The 22,476-nt window shown below is 65.1% G+C and carries 15 protein-coding genes; 8 read left to right on the forward strand and 7 right to left on the reverse strand.

Annotation, left to right across the window (positions count from 1 at the left end):
- Positions 1-132 precede the first annotated feature (132 nt).
- Positions 133-2,433, forward strand: coding sequence for an acyl-CoA dehydrogenase family protein (locus tag RJ1_RS07585; RefSeq protein WP_240319929.1), 2,301 nt, complete (start codon positions 133-135; stop codon positions 2,431-2,433).
- A gap of 102 nt (positions 2,434-2,535) precedes the next feature.
- Here the strand turns inward: RJ1_RS07585 and RJ1_RS07590 are convergent, their stop codons facing one another.
- Genes RJ1_RS07590 through RJ1_RS07595 form a run of 3 tightly spaced genes read right to left on the reverse strand, consistent with a single transcriptional unit; the run spans position 2,536 to position 6,110 of the window.
- The gene (locus tag RJ1_RS07590) at positions 2,536-4,602 is read right to left on the reverse strand and encodes an FUSC family protein (protein ID WP_073359346.1); all 2,067 of its coding nucleotides are present in this window, start codon (positions 4,600-4,602) and stop codon (positions 2,536-2,538) included.
- A gap of 27 nt (positions 4,603-4,629) precedes the next feature.
- Positions 4,630-4,770: a hypothetical protein gene (locus tag RJ1_RS46685; protein WP_162850367.1), complete on the reverse strand. Its 141-nt coding sequence runs from the start codon at positions 4,768-4,770 to the stop codon at positions 4,630-4,632.
- Positions 4,767-6,110, reverse strand: a complete 1,344-nt coding sequence (locus RJ1_RS07595; protein WP_073359347.1) for a sulfatase-like hydrolase/transferase — start codon at positions 6,108-6,110, stop codon at positions 4,767-4,769. Before RJ1_RS07595 ends, RJ1_RS46685 begins: the two co-directional genes overlap by 4 nt.
- Before the next feature lie 99 nt (positions 6,111-6,209).
- Here RJ1_RS07595 and RJ1_RS07600 point away from each other — a divergent pair, with 99 nt between their 5' ends.
- Together RJ1_RS07600 and RJ1_RS07605 are read left to right on the forward strand one after the other, a co-directional pair.
- Positions 6,210-6,611, forward strand: a complete 402-nt coding sequence (locus tag RJ1_RS07600; protein ID WP_073359348.1) for a type 2 periplasmic-binding domain-containing protein — start codon at positions 6,210-6,212, stop codon at positions 6,609-6,611.
- Positions 6,612-7,435: 824 nt separating this feature from the next.
- Positions 7,436-9,142 carry a DEAD/DEAH box helicase gene (locus RJ1_RS07605; protein ID WP_073359349.1) on the forward strand — a complete coding sequence of 569 codons (1,707 nt, stop codon included), beginning with the start codon at positions 7,436-7,438 and terminating at the stop codon, positions 9,140-9,142.
- A gap of 300 nt (positions 9,143-9,442) precedes the next feature.
- Here RJ1_RS07605 and RJ1_RS07610 read toward each other — a convergent pair whose 3' ends face one another.
- Positions 9,443-9,892, reverse strand: a complete 450-nt coding sequence (locus tag RJ1_RS07610) for a hypothetical protein (protein WP_073359350.1) — start codon at positions 9,890-9,892, stop codon at positions 9,443-9,445.
- A gap of 474 nt (positions 9,893-10,366) precedes the next feature.
- Between RJ1_RS07610 and RJ1_RS07615 the strand changes: the two genes are divergently transcribed.
- Positions 10,367-11,548 carry a zinc-dependent alcohol dehydrogenase gene (locus RJ1_RS07615; RefSeq protein ID WP_073359351.1) on the forward strand — a complete coding sequence of 394 codons (1,182 nt, stop codon included), beginning with the start codon at positions 10,367-10,369 and terminating at the stop codon, positions 11,546-11,548.
- A gap of 36 nt (positions 11,549-11,584) precedes the next feature.
- On the opposite strand, the gene RJ1_RS07620 is transcribed toward RJ1_RS07615, so the two are convergent.
- Positions 11,585-13,327: an alkyl/aryl-sulfatase gene (locus RJ1_RS07620; protein ID WP_240319928.1), complete on the reverse strand. Its 1,743-nt coding sequence runs from the start codon at positions 13,325-13,327 to the stop codon at positions 11,585-11,587.
- A gap of 403 nt (positions 13,328-13,730) precedes the next feature.
- Positions 13,731-14,900 carry a TetR/AcrR family transcriptional regulator gene (locus tag RJ1_RS07625; protein WP_073359353.1) on the reverse strand — a complete coding sequence of 390 codons (1,170 nt, stop codon included), beginning with the start codon at positions 14,898-14,900 and terminating at the stop codon, positions 13,731-13,733.
- Positions 14,901-15,145: 245 nt separating this feature from the next.
- On the opposite strand from RJ1_RS07625, the gene RJ1_RS07630 reads away from it, so the two are divergent.
- The 4 genes from RJ1_RS07630 to RJ1_RS07645 all read left to right on the forward strand — a co-directional run bounded on the left by RJ1_RS07630 (position 15,146) and on the right by RJ1_RS07645 (position 19,728).
- The gene (locus RJ1_RS07630) at positions 15,146-16,984 is read left to right on the forward strand and encodes an AMP-dependent synthetase/ligase (RefSeq protein ID WP_073359354.1); all 1,839 of its coding nucleotides are present in this window, start codon (positions 15,146-15,148) and stop codon (positions 16,982-16,984) included.
- A complete protein-coding gene (locus RJ1_RS07635; protein ID WP_073359355.1) occupies positions 16,981-18,162 on the forward strand; it encodes an acyl-CoA dehydrogenase family protein in 1,182 nt (393 codons plus the stop codon). The genes RJ1_RS07630 and RJ1_RS07635 overlap by 4 nt, the downstream gene beginning before the upstream one ends.
- A 215-nt stretch (positions 18,163-18,377) precedes the next feature.
- Positions 18,378-19,124 carry an enoyl-CoA hydratase gene (locus RJ1_RS07640; RefSeq protein WP_073359356.1) on the forward strand — a complete coding sequence of 249 codons (747 nt, stop codon included), beginning with the start codon at positions 18,378-18,380 and terminating at the stop codon, positions 19,122-19,124.
- Between the two features lie 82 nt (positions 19,125-19,206).
- Positions 19,207-19,728, forward strand: a complete 522-nt coding sequence (locus tag RJ1_RS07645; protein WP_073359357.1) for a cupin domain-containing protein — start codon at positions 19,207-19,209, stop codon at positions 19,726-19,728.
- 1,199 nt (positions 19,729-20,927) lie between these two features.
- On the opposite strand, the gene RJ1_RS07655 is transcribed toward RJ1_RS07645, so the two are convergent.
- The gene (locus tag RJ1_RS07655) at positions 20,928-22,271 is read right to left on the reverse strand and encodes an MFS transporter (RefSeq protein WP_174694948.1); all 1,344 of its coding nucleotides are present in this window, start codon (positions 22,269-22,271) and stop codon (positions 20,928-20,930) included.
- Between the last annotated feature and the right edge of the window lie 205 nt (positions 22,272-22,476).

The following is a 22,476-nucleotide window of genomic DNA, read 5'->3' on the forward strand; positions in this document are numbered from 1 at the left end:
GGTCGAGGAGCCACAAGACAACACAATGCACAGCGGGGCGGACAGGTCGCAGGACGCCCGGTCATCCCAGGTCTGGGGATCCCGACCGACGTGGTGCTACACGGGACACTCGAAGGAGACAATCGAATGGGTATGACAACAACCGCTGAACACCGCGCCCTTCGCGAAACGGTTCGCGAGTTTCTCACCGCAACCAGTGGACCGGCCGAAGTATTGGCCGTCCAGGACACGGAACTCGGATACCGACCCGAGATGTGGGCGACGATGGCCGAACAACTCGAACTGCAAGGACTGCTCGTCGACGAGAAATACGGCGGATCAGGCGCGGGTATCGGTGACCTCGTGGTGGTCGCCGAGGAATTCGGGCGCTCCGCAGCGTGCAGCCCCTTCTTCGCGAGTTCCGTGCTGACCACGCTCGCCATCGCGAATTGCGCCCGGGAGCGGTGGCTCAGTGAGCTGCTGCCAGGTCTCGCCGCGGGCACTCGACTCGGGTGTCTGGCATTTGCCGACGCCGACGGGTGGTGGCAGGCCGGCTCGGAGACGGTGCGTGCACACCCGGACGGCGACGGCTGGCGGGTCGACGGACGGGCCGATCACGTGATCTTCGGACACTGCGCCGACACGATCGTCGTCGCCGCCCGAACGGAAGACGGGACCGGCCTGTTTCTGGTGGAACCATCGGACGCGAGCATTCTGCGGGTCCGGCAACCCGCGCTGGACCTGACCCGCCCGCTGACGACCATCACCTTCGACAGCGCAGCAGCGCAACGGATCAGCGGCACCGCAGACATTTCGGAGGCGCTGTCCCGAGCGCTCGACATGGCGCTTGTCGTGCAGGCGGCGGAGAGGGTCGGCGGCGCTCGCCGGTGCCTGCACCTGACAACTGAGTATGCGAAGACCCGCAACCAGTTCGGTCATCCGATCGGAACCAACCAGGCAGTCAAACACGGACTGGCCGACCTGATCCGTGCGCTTGAACCGGTCGCCGCCGCGCTCGACGTTGCCGCGGACGCCGCAGATAACGGTGCGCCGGAATTGCCGGCACTGGTGAGCCTGCTGTGCGTCGCGGGCGCCGAAAGGTACCTGCAGATCGCCGGCGAAACAATTCAACTGCACGGCGCGATCGGCTTCACCTGGGAGCACGAGGCTCACGTTCATCTCAAGCGGGCGAAGACCGATCAGCTGATGTTCGGGTCGTCGGCGTGGCACGGCGAGCGTCTGCTCGCCGGAGTCCTCGCCGCCGGCTCCGCGTTCGAGGCGCCGGCGCGGGCCGACGAACCCGCTCCGCTGGCGGACCTGCGGACCGAGGTCCGCGCCTGGCTGGCCGAGCACCGCGCCGAGGGAACGAGGCTCGAATACGCTCATGAGCCGTTCAGGTACCAAGTCACCGACGCGGAGAAGCACTGGATCGATCTGTTGCGGAAGGGGCGTTGGCTGTGCCTGTCGTGGCCGGAGGAACACGGTGGCCGAGGACTGGGACCAATCGAAACTCTGGTAGTCGAGGAGGAGTTTGCGCGCGCGGGACTTCGACGTCCCCAACTCGGAATGGGCGAGACCCTGCTTGCGCCCGCCCTGTTGGCGCACGGGAGCGAGGACCAGAAGCGCCGGTTCCTGCCCCGCATTCTGTCGGGCGAAGACATCTGGTGCCAGGGCTTCTCCGAACCCGAGACCGGATCCGACCTCGCCTCGCTGCGGACCAGCGGAACCGTTGACGGCGACGAGTTGCGGATAAACGGTGACAAGATCTGGACCAGCCACGGCGACCAGGCCAACATGATGTTCCTGTTGTGCCGCACCGACCGTGATGCGCCGAGACACCGCGGCATCTCGTTTGTCCTTGTCCCCATGACTGACAACGGCATCGATGTCGATCCTATCCGGATGGCGTCGGGCGACAGGGGATTTGCGCAGGAACGGATAACCGATGCCTGCGCCCCCATGAGCAATGTGGTGGGTGGGCTCGGCAACGGTTGGGCGGTCGCGATGACCACACTCGGTGCCGAGCGGGCAGGCAAGGCGGCGACGCAGTACGTCGGCTATCGCCACGAACTAGACGTGCTGGTGGAGCGGCTGGACAAGAACGGTCGCCTCGGCGACGTGATCGTCCGCCAGAGGTTGGCGGACCTCGTCGTCGAGGTCGAGTTGATGCGTGCCGTTGGTTCCGTGATCAGTGCCCGTGTTGCAGACGGACAGGCCGTGGACGAGTTGCTGGCGATCGACAAGATCAACTGGTCGGAGTATCACTGCGTTTTCGGGTCGACGGCGCTGGAGCTTCTCGGAGCGTCGGCTCTGACCCGCCCCGAGTCGGGCGGATATCAACTCGACTCCCTGCAACGCGTGTTCCTCGAGAGCCGGGGACGCCGTATCGCACGCGGGTCGAATCAAATTCAGCGCAACATCATCGGCGAACGGATTCTGGGTTTGCCGAAGTAGACGAGCGAGCAGTCACTCCCGCCGGTCGATTCGCCGGCTGTGACAGGCTTCCCCCGTCGACTGGTTTGCTTTGTGCTTCGTTCAGCAGCATGTACGACGGCATCAGACATGCGTCAATGCTTCCCCCATCGTGCGGTTGAGGGTGCTGAGCGAGCGGACGGCACTGCGAACCGGCCCAGGCGTGGTGGTCGACTGCAGCATGACGTCGGGTGCCGAGGTTTCGGTGAGTTTCTCCGGCGGCTCTACGTGCTCACCGGCGAGTGCGCGTTTGACGTCGGCGATGGTTGCCTTGGTGACGTCGGCTGCGTGGCGCAATGCCCTCCTCGTCTCCTGCGACGGTCCGCTGTCCGGTTCGCCGCGAGAGGCGCTCACCCCTGCTCGGGCGAGTGCATGAGACGACCGATTGCTGACCGTCATGATCCGCAACAACCGTTTCGCTCCGCGACGAGTCCGCGTCGTCGGTCCCATTTCCAAGGGTTTGCCCGCCGTGACAAGGTCCTTCAGGGCGTTGTCCAGCTTCCGGATGTCGGCGACGAGGTCAGTCTCGTGGCCTGGTTGGACGACGGCTCCGATACCGGTGTCGATGATGGCAGTCATCTGATCGAGGTAGTCGTCGATCTTCGAGATCAGCGTCGATCTCGTTCCGGTGGAGAAGATGAAGTATGCCGCCGCTATTCCGACGAGTCCCCCGGCGGCCGTTTCGTAGATGCGCAGCTCGAGTACCTCGATGCTGAATGTGCCGAGCAGTCCGTACAGCATCGCGAGCATGACGGTGACGAAGAAGGAGAGCAATGCGTAGGCAACCGTGACGAGGTAGAACGCGAAGAATACGCAGACGACGAGCAGGAGCAGCTGCAACGGCTGGTTGTTTCCGACCAAGGCGGACAGCAATACTCCTGCAAGAACTCCCGCGATGGTGCCGACGACACGGTGGCCTGCGCGCGAGAGAATCTCACCGCGGGTAGACGCACCGGTGAAAACGAGGAAGGCCGTCAGAACCGCCCAGTACCAACGGTCGGGCGAGATGAGCTCCCCGAGAATCGTTGCAGCGCTGGTCGCGACGGCCACCTGGATCGCGGCTTTGGTGCTCGAATTCCATCCGGTGTCCGTTTCTTCGACCTCGTCCGGCTTCTTTTTCGGCTCGGATTCGGTTCGCAGGGCATTGCTGGTGATGTGATGGATCGCGATGTGCGCCTGCACTGCTCGCATCGCGCCGGCGGTCGCGATACCCGCCTGCGTCGATGGATCGGACTTGTCTGCGGCCGCGGCGGCGAGGCGTCGGGCGGCGCGGAGTTGGTCGTCCGACGGATTGTTCTGCAGGCACGATCCCAGTGCAGTGGTCGCCTGCCCCAGCGAATTCGGCCACGACTTGTTCGGGTCGAGCGCCCACAGCGCGCTGACGAGTTGTTCGGTGGCGATTTGCGCGTCGAAGATACGAACGGACAGATCATCGTTCGTGACGCTCAGCAGCTGAGCTGCATCGTGGCGGTCGAGCCAGTCGTCGATCATCAGTGCGGTGCTTCCGAGCCGGTCGAGTTTCTTGCGGAGTAGATCGAGATTCCGTTCACCTCTGTTCGACGCCACCTCCAGCACGTCGATCGACGCGGCCCGCAGCGCCCGAACCAACCGTTTGAGTTCGAGCCCCGGCCGGTCCGGCAGGATCACTGTACGGACGAGGAGCGAGATACCGACGCCGGCGACGATGGACACGGCGAGGATGGGAATCTGCCCAGGCTGGGCCCGAAGGAAGAGTGCGAAGAAGTAGCAGATGAACGCGACCATCCCGAGAGCTGTACCTCGCGGGCCGTAGCGCCGCACCCAGACTGCCACGAAGAGCACCACGATGAAGCCCACATCGGCGACCTTCCCGAACTGTGACAGCATCGCGGACATCGACACCGCTGCGATTGCAGGGAACACGAGCAGCAGTGTCGTGATCACCCTGCTGTGCTGATCCTTGTCCTTGACCGCCGCCGAGGACTGCATCGCGACGACCGTCCCGAGCAGCGCGACGGTGAGTGGCTGGCCGATCACGGTGGAACCCGGTAGCAGCACCCCCATCGCGAGAACGACGGTGATCGTCGTGGCGGTTGCGGCACGTAGCCGCAGCCTGCCGGGATCGGAGACCGCGAGAAAACGGACTGTCTCCTGTACGAACCGAAAAGCCATTCACCGATTGTGCGCCTCCGGCACCCGTCAGTCTCGGACGACGTCGCCACCGATCTCTTCGAGATCAACCGCGATCTTCTTCTTGCCTTCCACGTCGTTCAGTTCCACCAGATCGAAAACCCTCCAGCGCCGCCTTCGATCACTACGGTTAGGCCGCTGCATGGTCACTGGGTTGCGATCTCAATCTCGTTGAGAACCTCTACCGGCGGCGCTGTCGCCTCCGGACCCGCGATGATGTCCACGCCGACCCAGTCGATCGCTCCCCGGAACACTCCGCGTTCTGTCTCGTATGTCGGAGCCACACCGCTACCGATATCGCATCCGACGTCGGTGGTTCCCGAATACAGGAATGGCACAGTGCGATCGATCTTTCCTGCACCAATGACTTCACCGTCCACCGTGAGCTGGACGAGACCACCACGTCCGAAGCCCGGCCCCGAGTCGACCTCGAAATCAAAGCTCACGACGTGTCGCCCGCTGGGTAAGGGAGCGTCAGAGGTGACCTCGTACACGGAGGCCGCGAGGTAGTTGTGGGTGTAGGTCAGGTAGCCGTCGACGATATGCAGTACCCACCCGGAGAATCTGCAGCCCTGTGCGATGACCACGCCTGCGGCGCCCTCCTCGGGTACCTCGATCGCTGCCTCCACCCGGTGCGACTTGTTCTTGATGTTGGGCACCGAACTGGTGCCGAGTCTGGTCATGCCGGGGAACAGTCGCATCGATGTGCGTCCGCGTAGCACATCCGGTCGGCCGGCAATGCCTGGGTCGAACCGTTCCGATCGTCGGTCATCCAGCGGGAGCACGTAATTGCGTTCTGCCTCTGCGAGGAACAGTGCCTGAAGCTCGGCCAGCTTCTCCGGAAATTCGGATGCGATGTCGTGTGACTGACTCCAATCCTCCGGACCGTATAACTCCCACACGTCGTCAGTGAGGTCAGGGAGGCCGTCCCGGATCCAGGGTGTGCAGTGTTTGGTGCACGCGGACCACCCGTCGTGGTAAATGCCGCGGTTTCCGAACATCTCGAAATATTGGGTGACCGCGCGGTGCGGCGTGGCCGGGTCGGCGAAGGTCTCCGCGAAGCTGGTGCCGTCGATCCTCTGCTGCGGCACTCCGTTGACCGAGGTGGGGATCGGTAGTCCCGCCACGTCGAGAATGGTTGGGTACACGTCGATCACGTGCTGCCAGTGATCCCGCACCGTGCCGGCATCGTTGATGCCGCGCGGCCAATGGGCGACCATTCCCACCCGAGTGCCGCCCCAATGCGAGGCCACCTGCTTCGTCCACTGATAGGGGGTGTCCATCGCATGCGCCCACCCTGCTGGGTAGTGGTTGTACGCCTGCTGGCCGCCGATCTCGTCGAGCCTGCGGAGGATGTTCTCAGTGGTGTCGTGAACACCGTTCAGCGCGGCAATATCGTTGAAATTGCCATGAATGCCGCCCTCGGCCGAGGCGCCGTTGTCGCCCAGGATGTACAGGACGAGGGTATTGTCCAGCGCTCCGAGTTCCACCTACGCATCCGGGCAGCAGTCAGGACCGCACGTGAGGGAACCGTCGATGCGGTCGTACTGCCGGCCTCTCGCGTGCCACCCTCGGATCCGTCCGTACGTTTGGGCGCCGTCCAGTGGACCGGACTGGCAACGCCCGAAAACGAGGCGGTCGCTCAACCGCTCAGCGTGAAGGAGTTCTGCGCACTACAACACGTCATTGTCGAACGCGCGCTGGTCCACGAATTAATCGATGACATGCTTGCGAAACGCGGATACACGCGCTCCATCGCCGTCCGAATTACCAACTCCGAACTGATACCAGTGATCCTGGACGGCACGGAATTGGTCACCATCGGGTGGGCCGGCGGCCCCACCACCCACGGCTTCACCAGCTTCGACGTGCCTCTGGAGCTAGCACCAACCGAGTACCACCTCACATGGTCGGACCGCCTCACCAACGACGCTGCCAGCATCTGGCTGCGCCAGCAGCTCGTCGAGGTCGCCGCGCACCACCTGACCTGATTAGCTGGCCGGACGCGGGCTAAAGGTCGGTTCGTCGTTGATGAGGATGACCGACTCCTGGTCAGCGCATCGTGGCGATCCCAAAAGTGTTGGCGCACCATTGCTTTTACCCTTCAGGTGACGTATCATCCCTCTTCCGTATATTGCCGACCGCCGCTTGGCTGATCTGACGTCGAACGCCGCCGCTCAGTTCGGGGTGACTGCCGGGGACCCCTCCCCCACTCCCACACCTGCGGTCGAACAGCTGGTCCTGATCGGTGTGACGCAGCCGATCCGCGTCGCCGAGGCGCTCGTGGCTCGACGATCCCACCGTCCTCGCCCGGTTCGAAGCAAAACGCCTCCGAAGGAATCAAACGCTGTGCGCTCCTTGGCTTGGCGGAGTGTCGCCGACGGGCCACGGGTCATAACGAGCGGAATTGCATCTGGTGCGATATTCGAGTATCGAAACTAACGCCAGGTCACCCGCACCTGTTGGTCACCGTGCGCGGTCTGGGGCGTCGATCAGCGTCGAATACCCTGCGCATAGCTGTTGCTAAAACTTCATCAATGTTGAATTGTATGAATCATGACGCAGGAGGCAGGCCCTTCCCGGTGCCGCGCAACCTCCACGCCCGCCCAGCACCGCCGCGTCGAGAGCAGTGGAACCGTCCGCCGAACCTGAGGCTGTGGAGACCATCGACGTAGATAATCGCCCTGCATCGGGCCCCGCGCCCTATGCGGCAGCACGCGATTCCTCGGCGCCAGCCGCCGCGGCGGTCGCAGCCGCACCCGCCGCAGTCGACGTCGTTGACCTCGACGATTCGCCTTGGGAATAGCCTGCACTCATGGCCGCACGGAAGACCACCCAGCGACGCTCCAGTCCCAGACGAGCCAGCGTCGCGCCGCTGATACCCACCCCGGGGCACGGGGAGCAGATCTGGATCCTCGACGTCCCTTACCGGGCGCCCGCGCCCGGTGCCAAGTACTACAAGGCACTCAAAGCATATGCCTACATCGGCGCTCAATTGCCTGACGAACTCGTCGTCTACGCGTCGAAGCCGTACTCGTACAGCCGCTGGGTCGAAGAGGACCTCAACGGCGTGCGGCAACCGGGCGCTACCGGCTTCCACAAGACACCGCGCCCCGAACAGGTGGACGCCGCGAAGGCGATCGCGACGGCCTTTGACCACGGTAAGCGTGGATTCCTGCTGGCCGACGAGCCGGGTGTAGGCAAGACCGGCAGTGCGATCATCGGCGCGAAGGCTGCGCTGAAATTGGGGGGCGGCGACACCGTACTCATCACCGTTGACCGGCCGGCCCAGATCACCATCGCCGCGTGGCGCGACGCCCTCGCTGCGTTCGGAGACGGAGGGTATCGGTGGCTGATCATCTCCCCGGACCAGCTGAAGAAGTTGCTCGGGCGCAACGGCCAACCGAAGTACTCCTTTTCCCTCATCATCAATGACGAAGCACAGCAATTCAGGCACCTCACGGCCCAGCGCACCCAGTACCAGCGGCGCGTCAACCGCCTCTCCGCATCACCAGAGAAGGCGCCGTTCGTGATCACCGTGACGGCGACGCCGGGTCATCACCCCGGCGAATACACCTACCTGTCTGCGCTTTTCGCGCAACTGCACGATGACCCGCCGGGTGAGTGGGCCGATCTCGGTAAGAAGCTGGTCGAGCATGGCCTTCCCCTGGCTCCCGGGTGGGACAAGGGCAAATGGGATTGGAACGACCAAGCAAAAGGTTCCCAGCGGTTGCAGAATCAGGCCGTCACCCACGTCCGGAAGTGGATGACCGACTGCGACCCGCCCGTCATGGTGCATCGCGACGCGCCGTGGGGGGCGGCACCTATCGACGGCCTGCCGCTCGACTTCACCGCCACACAATGGGCTGCGTACCACCAGGACTGGAGTGAGTTCCGGAGCGCAATGAAGATCGCCCGCCAGGGTAACGACACCGCCCGAGGCCGTGCCGCTCTGATGCGATTCCGGCAGAAGGCGGGCATGCTGAGAGCCCCGCAGACCGCCGAGTTGGTAGCCGCACACGTCGAACGCGGCTACCAGGTGCTCGTTGCCGTCGAATTGGTCACCACGGCCGCCGACCCGGTTGCGAGCCTCTTGGAGGAGCACGGCATTGGCGTCTCGCGCATCTTCGGCGGGGGCGATCTCGAGGCGGAGCGCATCAGATTTCAGCGCGGCCACAACCCGGTTGTGGTGTTCAACACCGCATCTGCGATCAATCTGCAGGCGTCCGAGTTGATGGTCGACGGCTCCCGCGCCTCATCGGCACGTCGCATCGGGTTCTTCCACCAGCCTCGCTATTCCGGGATTGCGGCACGCCAAACGATGGGTCGTGCGCATCGCGACGGGCAGGTTTGCTCATGGTCACTCCTGTTCGCCGCCGGAACGGTGGAAGAGCAGGCGGCTCGGATCATGATCAATCGGTTGATGGTGACCTCGGCCAGCGTCGATGGTGATCTCGCGGCGTTCGGGAAGCTCGCGCGGTTGTTCGACGCAGACTGGCTACCCGAAAGCATGTTCATGTAAATCCCAGCATCTGTTGTGAAAGGGGCGGGTTGGCAGGTGCCGTCTCCCGTTCTCGATTCCAGACTCTGACCAGATCGGATCGCTTGCGGATCAACCACGACAACACTCGGACCAACATGCGACTTGCAGCGTGCTTATTCGCCATCGGGGAGATCGACCGGGCCGGTACCCCGACCCGGGATCGGCGGCCGGATGCGCGACCCACCCCACATCCTCCCTACCCCGGGAACCCGAATGGTTTTGTGGCACATCACCGACCCCTTCTGCGACAGTCCCAGAAGACGCAGACCCCTGGGGCTGTCACTTCTTGTCCTCGGCCTTGCCGACGCCTCCCTGATGAGCGGGTCCCACGCCGGAATCGCTGCCCTCGGTCTCGGCGGCACGTGCTGCGGGCTCCTCCTCCGCCGGCGACGCCACCGCGCCGCGAGGGGTCCCCTCGGGTTCCGGTGACTGCATTCCGCCGGCGTCCACGTGGTCGTCGTGCTCCGGGCGCCCCTCCTTCGCGCTCGTCGTCCGGCCGTCGTACGGCGGTATCGCCGACTCGGCGTCGCCGGGAGGCAGCGAGCCGGCGGCGGGCACGGGATTCTTGCCCGGTTCCGCGGTAGAGGTGACCTCCTCCTGATCCAGAGACCCCGGCGTGCGGTCCGTCTGACCTGTTCCAGCCTCGTCCGGGCCCGCGTCTCGCGAGCCCTTGGGGCCACGCTCGGACTGAGGCTCCTCATGCAACTGCCTACCCGGTTCGGTACCCATGATCACTCCTCACCGACGCACCAGAACGCCGGATTCTCTGCTTCGTCCTGCGGTTGACATCTCCTGTAGCTATGCCCTGCGAAGCAGATGCGAAACCGCTCCTTCGATTGGGGCGGGGTTTGCTGTGCCCATCGCGGATCGCGACGCAACGGTCACCGCGACGCATCTGTCCTGCCCGCGGGGCGTGACAACCTCGTGTCCCTAGTGATGAACTCACCCGCAGCCATCCCCGCCCAGAACGTGTGAAAGAACTCCGGAGCCATCCGATGAGAATATTTCGCCATCGCAGCAACCCTTTGATCAGTGGTGTTGCGATCACCGCACGAACCTCAGAATCCTTGGCTGGGACGTTCGCAGCCTGCTGACTCACGCCCTCACGGCATGGCGGAGGAAGAGCACGACGAGCACGGTTTACCTTCCTCCCCCGTCGGGCACCCGAAAATCGACATCGATCGACGAGAGGTGTGGTTCCCAGTGCGAGCAGTCACGTGGCAAGGCAAACGAAAGGTCAGCGTCGACACCGTCGCCGATCCCAAGATCGAACACCCGACCGACGCCATCATCAAGGTCACGACGACGAATATCTGCGGTTCCGATCTGCACCTGTACGAAACTCTCGGTCCGTTCATGGGTGAGGGGGACATTCTCGGCCACGAGCCGATGGGGATCGTCGAAGAAGTCGGGGCGGAGGCCGGCGATCTGAAGGTCGGCGACCGCGTCGTGATCCCGTTCCAGATCTCGTGCGGCGACTGCTTCATGTGCAACATGCAGCTGTATACGCAGTGCGAGACGACGCAGGTTCGTGAGCAGGGCATGGGAGCGGCGTTGTTCGGGTTCTCCAAGCTCTACGGCGAGGTGCCGGGAGGACAAGCCGAATACCTGCGCGTCCCCCAAGCCCAGTTCACCCACATGAAAGTTCCGGAGGGACCGCCGGATTCCCGATTCGTCTACCTGTCCGATGTGCTGCCGACGGCGTGGCAGTCCGTCGAATACGCCGCGATCCCCGAGGGCGGGTCGGTCACCGTGCTCGGCCTCGGACCGATCGGAGACATGGCAGCACGCATCGCCCACCACAAGGGCGCACGGGTCATCGCGGTCGACAACGTCCCCGAACGCCTTGCCCGCGCCAGGGCTCGGGGCATCGAAACTCTGGATCTGGACGAGCACGGCGGCGATCTCGCCGACGTGATCCGCGATGCGACCGACGGTCGAGGCACGGACTCGGTCATCGACGCGGTCGGCATGGAGGCGCACGGTTCACCGATCGGCAAACTCGCCCAGCAGATCGTCGGGTATCTCCCCGATGCGGTTGCGGCGCCGCTCATGCAGAAGGCCGGAGTCGACCGACTCGGCGCGCTGTATTCGGCGATCGACATCGTCCGCCGCGGAGGCACCATCTCCATCATCGGCGTCTACGGCGGCATGGCCGACCCGATTCCCATGCTCACCTTGTTCGACAAGCAGATCCAGCTGCGCATGGGCCAGGCCAACATCAAGAAATGGGTGGACGACATCATGCCGCTCCTCGGCGACGACGACCCACTCGGCGTCGACACCTTCGCCACCCACGAACTCCCCCTCGAACAGGCTCCGCATGCCTACGAGATCTTCCAGAAGAAGCAGGACGGGGCGGTCAAGATCCAGCTCAAACCCTGAACAACGCACTCGCTCAGCAGGATCGGCGCAACCGTGTCAGGGGGTCACGATCGGAAAGGTGGGTTCGAAGTGGTCCAGGATCGCGGTCAGCTCCGCTAGCGCGGTGCGGTCTCCTGTGAGTTGGACGGTGCCATCCCCTGCCAACTTTTCGGCGGTGGCGGGATTGAGGAGTACACCGGTCAATGCCTGTTTGGGGCCGGTGACGGTGAGCCGGGCATCGGCGTCACGGCCGCGGCGGGCGTTGAGGACGCCGCGGCGGATCCACATCGTCCACTGTTCGCCGATGTCGGCGAAGTCCAGGTCGATGGTGATGTCTACATCGGCGGCACGGTCGCCGGCAATCTGTACGGCGAGGAAGTCGAAGAGGATATCGATCGGCATCGCCAGAATGGTGTCGCGGCTCGCGGTGACATAGGGCGGCGGTTGCACACCGAGGCGCAGTTCCTTTGCCGCGCTGAGGAATATTCCCCGCCATTGCGGACCTTCGGCCTGATAACCCATCTGCTCGTAGGCATCTGCCTGTAGTTCACGAGCGGTGGTGTTGGCAGGGTCGGCGAACACGAGTTGGTGCAGGATCTGCGCGGCCCAGCGGTAGTCGCCGGCCTCGAACGCGCGGCGCCCTTCGGCGAGAATCGCGTCGGCACCGGCGAATTCGACATATCGCTTCGCCGTTTCCACCGGTGGGTGCGGATGCAGCGAGACCGGGTCTCCGTCCCACATGCCCAGTTCCTTGGTGAACACCGCGCGCACATCGTGGTGCAGGGTGCCGTGATAACCGCGGCTGGCCCAGTTGCGGCGCAACTCCTCGGGAAGCTCGAGCAGCTCGGCCGCTTCCAGGGGCGTGTAGCCCTTGTTGGCCAACCGCAGGGATTGGTCGTGAATGTATTTGTAGGTGTCGCGCTGGGATTCGAGGAATGCAGTCACCTGCTCGTTTCCCCACACCGGCCAGGTGTGCGGGCCGTAGTGCACCTCGGCGACCTCACCCCACCGTTCGAGGGTCTCATCGAGGTAGCGGGCGAAATTGCGGGCATCACGAGTCCGCGCGCCACGCAAGGTCTGGATGTTGTGCAGCGAGTGGTTGGCGTTCTCCGCGCAGGTCAGCGCCTTCAACTGCGGTATCCAGATATGCATCTCCTCAGGCGCTTCGGTGTCGGGAGCGTAGAGGAATTCGAATTCGATGCCCGCGATCTCGCGTTTGGCACCGGTTTCGGTGATCAGGTCGGTCGGAGGGATGTAGGACACGGTCAGTCCTTTGAGGCTGCCGATGCCCATGCCGCCGGTGACATACCCACAAGAGTTCAGATCCAGGAATCCGCCGAAAGCGTAGAAACTGCGCCTTGCCATGGCATTTCCGGCGATGACGTTCTCCCCGAGGGCGTACCTGTCGAACTGATGCCCCGGCGCGATGATCGGCACCTTGCCCGAAGCCACGTCGTCGGCATCGACGATGCCTTTCACGCCCGCGTAGTGGTCGAGGTGGGTGTGGGTATAGATCACCGCGGCAACCGGTTTGTCGCTGACATGCTCGCGAATCAGGCCCATGGCTTGACGTGCGGATTCCACACCGTTCAAACAGTCGATCACTATCAGTCCGTCCGTGCCCTCCACCACGGTCAGGTTGGTGATGTCGTTGCCTCTCACCTGGTAGAGGCCATCGGCCAGCTGGAACAGACCGCCGTGGCGGATGATCTGGCTTTGCCGCCACAGACTCGGGTTCACCGATTCCGGGGCGGGATCATCGTCCCCGATCCAGTCGAATGCGTGCGGGTCGAATGCCACCGAACCATCGTCCGCGAGCACATTTCCCGGCAGCTCGGCGATCAGCCCGCGACGGGCGTCGGCGAAGTCACGCCGATCGGCCAGGTCATACAGTTCGACCGCGTCCCGATTGATCCGCGCGGTCTCCGATGTGGCCGGTTTCGGCTGGTAGCACATGGTCGCTCCGTTCGAAAGAATGGACGTCCTCGCTCGATCAACCAACACTTACCAAGCCATAGGCGTAGCAGCCTCACCCAGCGCGGATGAGTTCCCACGCGACATCGCACCGTGGAGGTCAACGAAAGAATGACGCAGGCAGGACCACCTCCCGGCAAGTGACGCACTATTAACACGAGACCCCAAGCTCAGCGTGGATGAATTGAGTGACTCGAGCTTCCGACATGTGCCGCACAATTCACTTCTGTCATGCCTGCAGGATCGCCATCGCGATCTCTGCGAGGCGTTCTCCGAGGTCGACGCGCCGCGGCTGGGGCCCCCACCGGACCGAGAAGAAGATCATCACCCGGGCCATGTGGATCTTTCTCACGCCCTCGGCGGTGTCGGTGTCGGGCAACGCTTGGACGAGGGCCTGGGGCCAGACGTCGTCGTAGTCGCTCACCAGCCGGTCGAACCGCCGTCTCTCGAGGTCGGGCAGCTCGCCCTGGTCGTAGGCCATGATCCCCAACAGGTGCGGGTTCTCGAGCGCGAACTCCACGTGGCCGCCGACGATGCGCTCGAGTGCTTCGTGCGGCTCCTCGGCCATCGCGAGGGCCGCTGTGGCCGAGTGCCACATCCGGTCGGCGGCCGTCGTCGTGGCGGCGACGAGCAACTCGGTCTTGTTGTCGAAGTACCGGTAAGCACCGGAGCGCACGATTCCGGCAGCGTCGGCGATGTCGCCCAGACCGACGGACTGGAAGCCACGCTCATCGAAGAGCCGAATCGCCGCGTTGAGCAGCAGGTCGCGACGAGGCATCCGCACGCCGGCGACCGCGTGCGAGTCGTCGGGTCCCAGATCGGGCAGCAATGCGACCGGTCCCGACGAGCCGAGCTCGCATCTGGCACTCGCCCACGCTGCGCGGTAGAGGAGGTGTTCGGGCCGGGATCGAGAGAGGGGCTGGCGCGCCGTCGTCGGCATCGCGAATACGCCGATGATCGCGACCGACAGCAGCACGCAGTCGGACTCCGGCAGATCCGGGCGTTCGGTGCGCAGGTGGGACCGGAACGTCTCCATCAGCGTGAAGGAGCGCTGGGCGACCGCTGCGCGCTGCTCGTCGTCGAGGTTGCGGGACTCACGCAGCCAGATCGCGGCCAGGCCGCGCTGCTGCACAGTGAGGGTCGCCATCCGGCGCAACAGGTCGTCGAGCCCGTCCGCCCCGGCCAGGACCTCCTCGATGGAGTCGACCACGGAGTGCACCGTGTCCGCCAGGAGGTCCTGCTTGTTGTGGTAGTGACGGTAGAGGGCCGGAGCGGTCATCCCCACGGCCTCGGCTACGTCTGCCATGGAGACGTTGTGGTAGCCGCGGTCGCGAAAGAGCTCGGCTGCCGCCACTCGGATCAAGGCCTTGCGGTTGCGCGGCCGGGTACCCGTCGCCATTCACCTCACGACCTTTCGTATGCGCCTGGGCAGCCTACCGATCCGCTCGGGTGAACTGCGGGCCTTCCCGCCGTCGACGGTGGGCGCACGAGTGACGTCGCAGGCTTGGGACGACTTTTCGTGACGCTCGATTCTATCGAACACCACTCGGAGCAATGGATCGGTCACCATCTCTCAGCAGTTCATTGCCAGCTTGCGTGACGTGTGATTCACTTATTCAGCGAACCTTCTCTACAGGAGCCCCCATGAGCAACCCCCCGACCTTCTGTCATGTCTTCCAGGAGACCGCCGCGGCCAACCCGGACAGAGTCGCGCTGCGCACACCGGGCGGCGCGGTGTCGATCACGTGGAGCGAGTACGCCGACCGGGTTCGGACGATCGCGGCCGGGCTTGCACGGCTGGGCGTTCGATCGGGTGACACGGTGGCACTGATGCTCACCAACCGGCCCGAGTTCCACCTGGTCGACACGGCGGCGCTCCATCTCGGCGCAGCGCCGTTCTCGGTGTACAACACCAACCCCGTGGAGACGATCCGCTACCTGTTCGACAATGCCGACAACCGGGTGGTGGTCTGCGAGGAGGCGTTCGTCCCGGTGCTGCTCGAGGCGCAGGCGGAGGGCAGCAGCGTCGAGCACATCGTCTGCGTCGACGGTGCGCCTCACGGCACCATCAGCCTCGCGGAGGTCGAGTCCGCGCCCGCACCGGAATTCGACTTCGACGCGACCTGGCGGGCAGTCCAGCCGGACGACCTGCTGACCATCGTGTACACCTCGGGCACCACCGGCACACCCAAGGGCGTCGAGCTCACACACGCCGGCACGCTGGTGAGCGCCCGGGCCACCATCAGGGCCGACCTCGGACCGCGAGTCTACGAGCGTGTGCTGTCCTACCTCCCCGACGCGCACGTGGCCAACCGGCTGCTCGCCCACTACGTGGCGATGGTTCAAGCGGCCGAGGTGACGGACATCGCGAATCCGAGGGACGTGCTCGCTGGTCTGGTCGAGGTCCGCCCGCACGTCTTCTTCGGTGTCCCGCAGACCTGGTACAAGCTCAGGACCGGAATCGAACTGGCCGTGGCCGCCGAGACCGATCAGGCCATTCGGGAATCCGCCGCGTGGGCGTTCGAGATCGGGATGCGCAAGGTCCGTGCCGAGCAGACAGGTGAGGATCCCGACAGCGAGCTCCTGACGCAGCACGCCGAGGCCGACCGGCTCGTCCTCGCTCCGCTCCGGGCGCGTGTGGGCCTCGACGAGCTCCGGGTTGCCGCCTCAGGCGCCGCCCCGGTGACCCCGGAGGCCCACGAGTTCATGATGATGCTCGGCATCCCTGTCCGCGAGGTCTACGGCATGACGGAGAGCTCCGCGATCGCGACGACGCACCCCCCTGACGACATTCGGGTCGGCACGGTCGGCACGCCCTACCCCGAGGTCGAAGTGAGCCTGGCCGACGACGGTGAGCTGCTGATCCGCGGTCCGGTTGTGATGCGGGGCTATCGCAAGGAAGCCGAGAAGACGGCCGAGGCCGTCGACGCCGAAGGGTGGCTTCACACCGGTGACATCGCCACCATCCAAGACGGCCACGTTGCGATCGTGGACCGAAAGAAGGACCTCATCATCAACGCCTCCGGGAAGAACATGTCCCCGTCCCACATCGAGAGCACGGTCCGCGACGCATGTCCGCTGGCCGGCCTGGTCGTCGCGATCGCGGACCACAGACCGTTCGTCTCCCTCCTGGTGGTGCTCGACCCCGATGCCGCGGCCGTGTTCGCCGCGCAGCACGGCCTTCCGCCCGACATCGCCGCCCTCGCCTCTCATTCCTGCCTGCAGGACGCCATGCAACAAGGGATCGATGTCGCCAACTCGAAGTTGTCACGCGCCGAACAGGTGCGCGCGTTCACTGTGGTGCCGGAGTACTGGCAGCCCGGCAGCAACGTACTCACCCCCACCATGAAGGTGCGCCGCAAGTCCGTCAACGATCGTTACGCCGCGCAGATCGCCTCGATGTACACGATGGATCCGCCGGTACCGACGGGCGTGTGTGGCGGTTCTTCACGGTTGGATGTCGACCTGGAGGCGAAGCGATGAGGGTGGCTGCGAAAGAGAACCATTCGCGGCGCGGAGGCGGGTACGTCTCCTCCTGGCGTGATGACGAGGTCCGAGCGGTCGGGTCGCTGGCGGAGAAGTTCTTCACCGACCTACTCGCCCATCGGGAGCGGTGGGAGGCCCAGCACCAGGTCGACCCCGAGATCTGGGCGAAGGCCGGAGAATTGGGCCTGCTGTGTTGCTCGATCCCCGAGGAGTACGGCGGCGGTGGTGGGACCTTCGCGCACGACCTCGCGGTTCTGGAGGCACAGTCGCTCGTGGGAGAGCTGTCCTTCGGCAACGCCGTGCACAGCGGCGTCGTCGCGCACTACCTTCTCGCCTACGGCACCGAGGAACAGCGATACCGGTGGCTTCCGGGCATGGCCTCCGGCGAACTGATCGCGGCAGTCGCGATGAGCGAGCCCAGCGGCGGTTCGGACCTGAAGAACCTCAAGACCAAGGCCGTGCGAGAAGGCGACAGCTACGTCGTGAACGGGGCGAAGACCTTCATCTCCAACGGCGCGACCGCCGACCTCGTCCTGCTCGCGGTCAAGACCGACACTTCTGCAGGGGCACGGGGCATCTCGTTGCTCCTGGTGGAGACCGCCGACTGCCCAGGTTTCACCCGAGGACGCGTCCTCGACAAGGTCGGCCTCCCCGGTCAGGACACCGCGGAGCTGTTCTTCGAAGACGTTCGCGTTCCGACCGAGCACCTGCTCGGCGAGGTCGAAGGCCAGGGCTTCGCCCAATTGATGTCGTTGCTGCCGCAAGAGCGCCTCTACATCGGGCTCCAAGCCGTCGCAGGCATGGAGACCGCGCTGGCGGAGACGATCACCTATGTGAAGAGCCGACAGGCGTTCGACCAGACGATCTTCGACTTCCAGAACACCAAGTTCGTGCTGGCCGAATGCGCGACCGTGACGCACGCGTCCCGCGTGTTCATCGACTCCTGCATCCAGAGACACCTCGACGGCGGCCTCGACTCCGCCACCGCCGCCATGGCCAAGTGGTGGCTCACCGAGCAGCAAGGCGAAGTCATCGACAAGTGCGTCCAGCTCTTCGGCGGCTACGGCTACATGCGGGAGTACAAGATCGCGCGAATGTACGCCGACGCACGCGTGCAGCGGATCTACGGGGGCTCGAACGAGACCATGAAAGACATCGTCGCCCGCTCCCTCTGACCCCGTGCGAACACATCGTGCGAGCCCACCCCGCCGCTCGACAGCGACACAACGGCGAACGATCCCCTTGGGACGGGATTACCACTGAACCGACAGGAGCAACGTCCAATGAGCACCCAGACCGCTTCCGAGCGCCTCGCCACGAGGCCGCTGAGGGTCGACGCGACCGCGTCCGGCGAGCCCAGACCGCATGCCGTGGTGGGAGGTGGGCCGCGATGACCGACCAGCTCGTCCGGTGCGAGACTCACGACCGGACCGCCGTCCTCACACTCGACCGGCCCGAGTCGCGCAACGCCCTCAACGGCCCGGTGCTCCAGCAGCTGACTACCGCGATGGCGGCGGCCGACCAGGACGACGCCGTCGACGCGATCGTGCTCACCGGCGCCGACCCCGCGTTCTGCGCCGGCATCGACCTCAAGGCAGTCGCCGCCCAGGACCCCCACCTGTTGAGACTCGTGGGAGCAGCCTCGCACGCGCCGTGGCCGGCGACCGCCAAACCGGTCATCGGCGCCATCAACGGCTCCGCGGTCACGGGCGGGCTCGAGGTCGCATTGCACTGCGACTTCCTGATCGCCTCCGAGCGCGCCACCTTCGCCGACACCCACGCCCGGGTCGGGGTGCTGCCCTGCTGGGGTCTGACCGTCCTGCTGCCGGCCGCAGTCGGCCGCCGCACCGCGATGAGGATGAGCATGACCGGCGAACCCCTCGATGCGGCAGCCGCCCACGCCGCCGGACTCGTCACCCAGGTCGTCGCCCACGACGACCTCATCCCCGCCGCGCTTTCCGCCGGTGCCCAGATCTCACGCAGCCACGCCCTGGCCGCACGAACCCTGCTGGCGTCCTACCGACGAGCCGACCGGGCCATCCGCGACGCCGGCTACGACGTCGAGAGCCATACAGCGCAGAACTGGAACACGATCGCCCACGCCGGCGCGACGCGACGACCCGCCACGCCGGGCTGAACTGCCGATCAACTCGTTCAGCTCACGCACCGCCTCATCCCATCACCTCACCAACAGCACCTACGTCAAGGAGAGACACATCATGAGCAGTTCGGACGAGCTCGTCGGCCGTTGCGTCGTCACCGGGATCGAGGACGGTCGCTCCACCATCATCAGCGACGGCCCGGGCGCGACCCGGTTCGTGACCCCGATGTTCGGCGCGGTCGACCTGTGGCAGGTCGACGCCCTCCCGGCGGCAGTCGGCTCGGAAAGCACCCTGGGCGAGACGATCGTGCTCGACCCACCGGCAGGCGGGCTCGTGGTGCGGATGCTCCGGTTCCCTCCGGACGCCGAATGGCAAGGCACCGACGCCTTCGCCGACGCGATGGGCGAGGTCGGCGCCGGCGACGCCCACGTCGACAGCGACGTCCCCGGGATGCACGTCACCGACACGGTCGACGTCCTGACCGTCGTGGAGGGCGAGATCTACGTCGTCCTGGAGGAAACAGAGACCCTGCTCCGGGTCGGCGACTCCGTGGTGCAGCGAGGCACCAAGCACGCGTGGAGCAACCGGTCCGAGCGGCCCGCTGTGCTCGTCGCGACCATGATGTCCACCACCCGCTGAGGAGCAGACCTTCGCGGACCGAACGTCACGCGCTCCGCCGGTGGGTACACCTCGCGCTGTCTTTCGCTCGGAGACCGACGTCGGCTCGGTCCGGTAAGCCTTCTCGGGTTCCTCCGTGGCAGCGGGCTCTTGTTGGGCGTCGTGGTGCCGGAACACCATGCGGGCATTCGTGGCATTGAGCGCGCACAGCATGTTCGCCGCGCGCAGCCGTTCCCACCCGATGCGGTCTCCCCGGGACGAGCCCGCCGACCTCGATATCGGACGCTTCCGGTCTTTCGCTACCGGCGAGGACAGCGTGGCCTACGAGGACCGGTTCGTGTCGATCCTCGACATCTCGGAGGGGTGCGGGTGCCGACACTGGCGGAGTCGACGGCGCCTGTGCCGCGCCGGCCGGAAGCAGCTTTCGTCCACAGGTCAGGGAAGAATTCGTGATCGTATGATCCCGAGGACGGGCGCCCTTTTGCCCCCTCGAGCCCTTCACGGTCGCGCACCCGGACCCTGCTCCGCAGTGCGCCTCATTGATGATGCCAAGCGAATCCAGACTGACGACAAGCGAATCCAGGCTGAGGTACTCCGTCACTTCGCGAGACGCTGCGAGGGGCCGAGCCCAGTTCACGATGTCCCCTGCATGGTCCGGCTGAGAAGATCCGAAGTGATGGTCCATCCGGTGGCGGCGAGCCATCGTTGCACCGCACGGTCAGCTCGCCGTTCTCGGCCCGCTTGGCGAGTGACCCGGTGAGGATGGGGCAGTCGCCGCAGATGCCGCAGGCGATGTCGAAGGTTTAGCCAGATCACCGCGAGGACAGCGCTCTGGTGGGCTGCCTCGGCGCCCGTAGCACTTTCAGCATGCCCGCGATCAGCACGACGGTGTGATCGTCTGCGTCGTACAGGCGTTGCGCGAGTTCGATCTGGTCCGTGCCGAGCTTCGACGGCCGCCCGGACCGACAGCCACCAACCGCGCGCCGAATGTCACCTCCACCAGAAACCGGCCCGCATCCCCGGGATCCGCACCCTCACGGAAGTCGCCTTCGGTAATCGCGCGGTCCGCCAAGGCCCGGTACGTCGCGGTCCACCGGCCGACGACCGCACGGGCTGTCCCGTCGACGCCGCCCACCTCTTGGCCGAGGCGGGAACCGGCGCTTCACATGTGTGAACCACCCGCCGGACACCGAGAGTATCGACGAGTGGTTGTGCACAGACTATGCCTTGGTGCGGATGAGCTCTCGGTCCCGCTCTGGGTTCGCGAACACCAGCACCAGGATTGCGGCGAGGGCACCGAGGATCCCGATGCCTTGGAACGTCAAGGCATACCCGTCGCCGGCGGTGGCGGCATTATCGACGATGACACCGGTCGCGTACGGGGCGACCAGCCCGCCGATGGCGGCGAGTGCCATGAACACACCCATTGTGCCGGCGGTCTGCTGCGGCGGGCACAGCTCGGAGATCGCGGCGCTTACGAGCGGAAGGGCGATCATTCCACACCCGTACCCGATCGAGAGCACCACGACAGCGAGCACTGGGATCTCTATCAGGGGTAACGCGGCCAGAACTGCACCACAGAGAAGGACACCGGTGCACGGCACGATGACGCGGACGAGCCGCGAGGTGGCGCCTCGCTGGATCAGCTGGTCGGTGACCGAGCCGGAGGTGACCATCAGGAACAGTGCCACGATGGAGGGTGCGGCGAACATCGATCCGGCTTGCAATCTCGTATAGCCAAGGCCCTGCTCGAAGTAGGACGGCAGCCAGGTCAGTACGACCGTCGTCAGCGCATACATGACCATCGCCAGAACTGCGATGCTCACGAACGTGCGCGACAGGAAGATGCGACGCCAGGGAACAGACAGCTCGGTGTGCGCGAGAGCACTGACACCGTCCGAACTTGTTGCGACAGCGACGGTCTCCACCGCCTTGCCGGTGAACGGACCGTCTTTCCAGCCGATCAGCCAGCACACGACCCACACCATCCCGAGACCGGACAGCGCCACGATCGCTGCCCGCCAACCGAATTGGATGGTCACGAAAGTGAGGATCGGCGCGAGGGCGATCTTCGCGATGGATGCGGAGCCCAGGAGCAGCGCGCTTGGCAGACCACGCTTGGCCGGCGGGTGCCAGGAGTACGTGGCGGTGTGCATGAGCGCGGAGCCCGGCCCCTCGGCCAGTCCGAGCAGCATCCTGCTGACGATGAGCACTGTCAGGCTCGCGGCGATCACGAGCGGCAGCATGACCAGCGACCATGCCGCAGCGAGTGCAAGCAGTGCCCAGCGCAGCGTGAGGTACCTGGCCAACGGGCCGGCAAGGAACCCGCCGACGGTAAACGTAACGAAGAACAGCGAGCCGACGAGCCCGATCTGGGCGTGATCGAGCCCGAGGTCGTGCGCGAGCGGCTGAGCGACGATGCCGAGGACGGCCTTGTCCGCATAGTTGACGACGTAGAGGAAGAGGACGAGGCCCGTCATCCCCCACGCACGTGTGGTGGTCGTCGGAGAGTCCTGCGCGGCGCCCGCGTCCGCGCGGTCGACGGAAAAGTTGGCTGTGGCCATGAGAATCCTTCATGAGGTTCGGGTCGGAATCAGTAGTCGAGTGAGGCCTTACGCATTTCCTGCAGAAATGGCGGTGCTCAGTCGGGGTCGGCCATCTTCTATTTCGACATCACTGTCGAAATAGAGATTAAAGTGATCGCGGTCACTCGTCAACCCCCGGTGCGGCCACGGGTCGGCGGCAGAGGTGACGTCGAAAACCGTTCGC

Source organism: Rhodococcus jostii NBRC 16295, from assembly GCF_001894825.1.
GTDB lineage: Bacteria > Actinomycetota > Actinomycetes > Mycobacteriales > Mycobacteriaceae > Rhodococcus_F > Rhodococcus_F jostii.

What these genes read in the sequence shown, in the direction of transcription:
- RJ1_RS07585 (WP_240319929.1), top strand. Translation starts at nt 133, where the DNA reads ATGACAACAACCGCTGAACACCGCGCCCTTCGCGAAACGGTTCGCGAG.
- RJ1_RS07590 (WP_073359346.1), bottom strand. Translation starts at nt 4,602, where the DNA reads ATGGCTTTTCGGTTCGTACAGGAGACAGTCCGTTTTCTCGCGGTCTCC.
- RJ1_RS07605 (WP_073359349.1), top strand. Translation starts at nt 7,436, where the DNA reads ATGGCCGCACGGAAGACCACCCAGCGACGCTCCAGTCCCAGACGAGCC.
- RJ1_RS07610 (WP_073359350.1), bottom strand. Translation starts at nt 9,892, where the DNA reads ATGGGTACCGAACCGGGTAGGCAGTTGCATGAGGAGCCTCAGTCCGAG.
- RJ1_RS07625 (WP_073359353.1), bottom strand. Translation starts at nt 14,900, where the DNA reads ATGGCGACGGGTACCCGGCCGCGCAACCGCAAGGCCTTGATCCGAGTG.
- RJ1_RS07630 (WP_073359354.1), top strand. Translation starts at nt 15,146, where the DNA reads ATGAGCAACCCCCCGACCTTCTGTCATGTCTTCCAGGAGACCGCCGCG.
- RJ1_RS07635 (WP_073359355.1), top strand. Translation starts at nt 16,981, where the DNA reads ATGAGGGTGGCTGCGAAAGAGAACCATTCGCGGCGCGGAGGCGGGTAC.
- RJ1_RS07640 (WP_073359356.1), top strand. Translation starts at nt 18,378, where the DNA reads ATGACCGACCAGCTCGTCCGGTGCGAGACTCACGACCGGACCGCCGTC.
- RJ1_RS07645 (WP_073359357.1), top strand. Translation starts at nt 19,207, where the DNA reads ATGAGCAGTTCGGACGAGCTCGTCGGCCGTTGCGTCGTCACCGGGATC.
- RJ1_RS07655 (WP_174694948.1), bottom strand. Translation starts at nt 22,271, where the DNA reads ATGGCCACAGCCAACTTTTCCGTCGACCGCGCGGACGCGGGCGCCGCG.